Annotated in this window: 4 protein-coding genes; 3 read left to right on the top strand and 1 reads right to left on the bottom strand. The window is 64.2% G+C overall.

Features of this window, described 5'->3' with window-relative positions; translation table 11 throughout:
• Nucleotides 1-325, bottom strand: a 325-nt coding sequence (locus tag AC1P6P_RS12695; RefSeq protein ID WP_481402810.1) for an MlaA family lipoprotein, incomplete at its 3' end; no start/stop codon positions are given.
• 131 nt (nt 326-456) lie between these two features.
• On the opposite strand from AC1P6P_RS12695, the gene AC1P6P_RS12690 reads away from it, so the two are divergent.
• From AC1P6P_RS12690 to AC1P6P_RS12680, 3 genes are all read left to right on the top strand, one after another.
• Nucleotides 457-1,425, top strand: a complete 969-nt coding sequence (locus AC1P6P_RS12690; protein ID WP_481402809.1) for an ArsR/SmtB family transcription factor — start codon at nt 457-459, stop codon at nt 1,423-1,425.
• A complete protein-coding gene (metF, locus tag AC1P6P_RS12685; RefSeq protein WP_481402808.1) occupies nt 1,422-2,315 on the top strand; it encodes a methylenetetrahydrofolate reductase [NAD(P)H] in 894 nt (297 codons plus the stop codon). The genes AC1P6P_RS12690 and metF overlap by 4 nt, the downstream gene beginning before the upstream one ends.
• A partial coding sequence (locus AC1P6P_RS12680) for a homocysteine S-methyltransferase family protein (protein WP_481402807.1) occupies nt 2,312-3,888 on the top strand: 1,577 nt, incomplete at its 3' end. The genes metF and AC1P6P_RS12680, both read left to right, overlap by 4 nt.

The following is a 3,888-nucleotide window of genomic DNA, read 5'->3' as shown; positions in this document are numbered from 1 at the left end:
CGAGGCCAAGCGTGGAGTTGATCAGGAAGCGGCCGGTCATGGTGCCGGCGCGACTGCCTTCCGCCTGCAACAGGTCGTTGGCGACCACCACTGGGGCATGGAGGTTGTCGAGCGCGGCGCGCAGCGAGTCGCGGACATCCTCGGGGACATAGGTCTGGTAGCGCTCGGCGGTGGAGCGGAGCGCCAAACGGTCGACTTTTAGATTGAGTTCAAAGATCGCCCGGTTGGTTGCTTCATAGGGATCGTTCGGTCCGGAGGCGCTCGGAGCCGCCGCACAGCCGCCGAGAACCAGTCCCGCAGCAACGAGAAAAGCCTTCAGGTCCATAATGTTACCGGTATCGCCCGAGCCCGGGCGCTTGTCCCACCAGGGCTTACGGTCCCAGGTTTCGGGGGCCTTGCACAGGCGGTCAATCGAAGCATATAAAGATATGTTTATATGTTGCAGGGCATCTTTCCATGGACTGGCTTGTCGCGATGTTGCGTGCCGCTGGCGACCCGACGCGGTTGCGCCTGCTTCTTCTGCTGCGCCAGGCCGAGCTGACGGTGTCCGAGCTGATCGAGATCATCGGCCAAAGCCAGCCGCGGGTGTCGCGGCATCTGAAGCTCTTGTGCAGTGCCGGGCTGATCGCGCGCTTCAAGGAGGGTAGCTGGGTGTTCTACCGCGCCACCGACGAGGGCAAAGGGGCCGATCTCGGCGCCACCTTGGCCGGTTTGTTGCCGGGGCCGCCGGATGCCGACCTCAAGCGCCTTGCGGCCGTACGCGAAAAGCGGGCCGCCGAAGCGGCAGCCTACTTCAAGGCCAACGCCTCCGAATGGGGTCGCATCCGCTCGCTACACGCCCCCGAGCGCGAGGTGGAGGAGGCGATCCTGCGCCATTTGGCGGAAAAGCCGATCGACCAGATGCTCGACGCGGGCACCGGCACCGGGCGGATGCTGGAACTGCTGGCGTCCCACACCAAGCGCGCCATCGGCATCGATTCCAGTCCGGAAATGCTTGCGATCGCCCGCGACCGGCTGCTGCGGAGCGCCCTGCCCAATTGTCAGGTGCGGCTCGGCGACACCTACCGGTTGCCGTTCGACGCCGGCGGCGCAAACACCGGTTTCGACGTGGTGATCTTTCATCAGGTATTGCACTACCTCGACGATCCCGCTGCGGCGGTGGCCGAAGGGGCGCGGGTGCTGCGGGCCGGTGGGCGTCTGTTGATCGCCGATTTCGCGCCGCACGGGCTCGAGTTCCTGCGCGACGACTATGCCCACCGCCGTCTCGGCTTTGCCGACAAGGAAGTGCAGGGCTGGTTCGGCCAAGCCGGCCTGAAACTCGCTGCCGCCGAAGCGATCGCGCCACACACCGATTCCAAGGAACAACTCATCGTGCAGATCTGGCTGGGCCAAAGCCCCGCCGCGACGCTTGAGGTGGCGGCATGAGCCTGAAAGATATCTTCACTACCGAAAAGCCGATCGGCGTGTCGTTCGAATTCTCGCCGCCGAAGACGGCCGAGATGGAGGCGCAGCTTTGGACCGCCATCAAGCGGCTGGAGCCGCTGGCGCCGGCGTTCGTATCGGTGACCTATGGCGCCGGTGGCTCGACGCGCGACCGCACTCACGCCACCGTTAAGCGCATCGTGCAGGAGACCGCGCTCAAGCCCGCCGCGCATCTGACCTGCGTCGGCTCGCCAAAAGCGGAGATCGACGAGATCGTGGCGCAGTATTGGGGTGCGGGCGTGCGCCATATCGTGGCGTTGCGCGGCGACATGGCGGCGATGGCGTTGCCCTATCAACCCCATGCGGACGGATATCAGTCGACGCCCGATCTCATCCGCGGCATCCGCGGCGCGGGTGATTTCCAGGTCAGCGTCTCGTGCTATCCCGAAAGGCATCCGGAATCGCCATCGCTGGAACACGATCTCGACTTGCTCAAGCGGAAGGTAGAGGCCGGGGCCTCGCGCGCCATCACCCAGTTCTGTTTTGTGCCCGAAACGCTGGCGCGTTTTCGCGATCGCGCCGACCGCTGGGGCATTTCGGTGCCGATCGTGCCCGGCCTGATGCCGACCACCAACTTCAAAGGCATCCGCAACATGTCGGCACGCTGCGGCGCGATGGTGCCGTCGTGGCTTTCGGCACTGTATGAAGGCCTCGACCATGATCTCGAAAGCCGGCGCATCGTGGCGTCCGCGGTGCTGGCCGAACAGGTGAGCGCGCTGCACGCCTATGGCTTCGAGCAGTTCCACTTCTACACCTTGAACCAGGCCGACCTGACTTATGCGACCTGCCGCATCCTTGGGCTGAAAGTCTTGGGCGTGAAGGACACCTTATGAGCTTCGATCGTGCTGCCCGTATCCGCTGGCTGAAGGACGAGGCGCGCCGGCGCGTGCTCCTGCTCGACGGTTCCTGGGGCGTGATGATCCAGGGCTATCGCCTGCAGGAAGGCGATTTTCGCGGTGACCGGTTTGCCGCGCACGCGCACGATCTCAAGGGCAACAATGATCTTCTCACCCTGACGCGGCCCGATCTCATCCGCGACATCGGCCATGCCTATCTCGATGCCGGCGCCGACATTCTCGAAACCAACACCTTCAATGCCAGCGCACCGGCGCAAGGCGATTACGGGCTCCAAGATCTGGTCTACGAGCTGAACTTCGAAGGCGCCAAACTCGCCCGCGCGATCTGCGATGAGCGCACCACGGCGGAGCGGCCGCGGCTGGCGGCAGGCGTTCTGGGTCCGACCAACCGCACCGCGTCGATCTCGCCCGACGTCAACGATCCGGCCTACCGCAACATCACCTTCGACGCGTTGCGCGCGACCTACCGCGAAGCGGCTCGCGGACTGATGCAAGGTGGCTCCGATATCCTGATGGTGGAAACCATCTTCGACACCTTGAATGCCAAGGCGGCGATCTTTGCCATCGAAGAAGTGTTCGAAGAATTGGGCGTGCGCCTGCCGGTATGGATTTCGGGCACCATCACCGACCGTTCCGGGCGCACCCTGACCGGTCAGACGGCGGAAGCGTTCTGGCATTCGGTGCGCCATGCCGAACCGTTCGCGGTCGGTCTCAATTGCGCGCTCGGCGCTGCCGAGATGCGCCAGTACGTCGCCGAGATCGCCGCCGTCGCCGATACGCTGGTGTCGGCCCATCCCAACGCCGGCTTACCCAACGAATTCGGCGGCTACGACGATACCCCGTCGGAGATGGCCGAGAAGATCGGCGAATTCGCGCGCGCGGGACTGGTCAACATCGTCGGCGGTTGCTGCGGCACGACGCCGGATCACATCAGGGCGTTTGCCGAAGCCATCGACGGCGTCACGCCGCGCGCGATTTCGCAAAAGCCGAAATATCTGCGCCTTTCCGGCCTCGAACCATTTACCGTCACGCCCGAGACCAATTTCGTCAACATCGGCGAGCGCACCAACGTCACCGGTTCGGCGAAGTTCAAGAAGCTGATCGTCGGCGGCGATTATGACGCCGCGCTCGATGTCGCCCGCCAGCAGGTCGAAGCCGGCGCCCAGGTCATCGACATCAACATGGACGAGGGGTTGCTTGATTCCGAAGCGGCGATGACGCGGTTCCTCAATCTCATCGCCGGCGAGCCCGACATCGCCAAGGTGCCGGTGATGATCGACAGTTCCAAATGGAGCGTGATCGTTGCCGGCCTCAAATGCGTCCAGGGCAAGCCGATCGTCAATTCGATCTCGCTGAAGGAAGGCGAGGCCGCGTTCGTCGAGCACGCCCGCGAGGTGCGCCGCTTCGGGGCCGCCGTGGTGGTGATGGCGTTCGACGAGCAGGGCCAGGCCGACAACGAAGAGCGCAATGTCGCGATCTGCGCGCGCGCCTACGACATTCTGGTGAACCGGATCGGCTTTCCACCGGAAGACATCATCTTCGATCCCAA

This window comes from Rhizomicrobium sp. (genome assembly GCF_056722145.1).
This window is presented reverse-complemented; position numbering and strand designations above follow the sequence as displayed.

Coding starts and splice junctions, on each gene's coding strand:
- AC1P6P_RS12690 (WP_481402809.1), top strand. CDS start 457: ATGGACTGGCTTGTCGCGATGTTGCGTGCCGCTGGCGACCCGACGCGG.
- metF (WP_481402808.1), top strand. CDS start 1,422: ATGAGCCTGAAAGATATCTTCACTACCGAAAAGCCGATCGGCGTGTCG.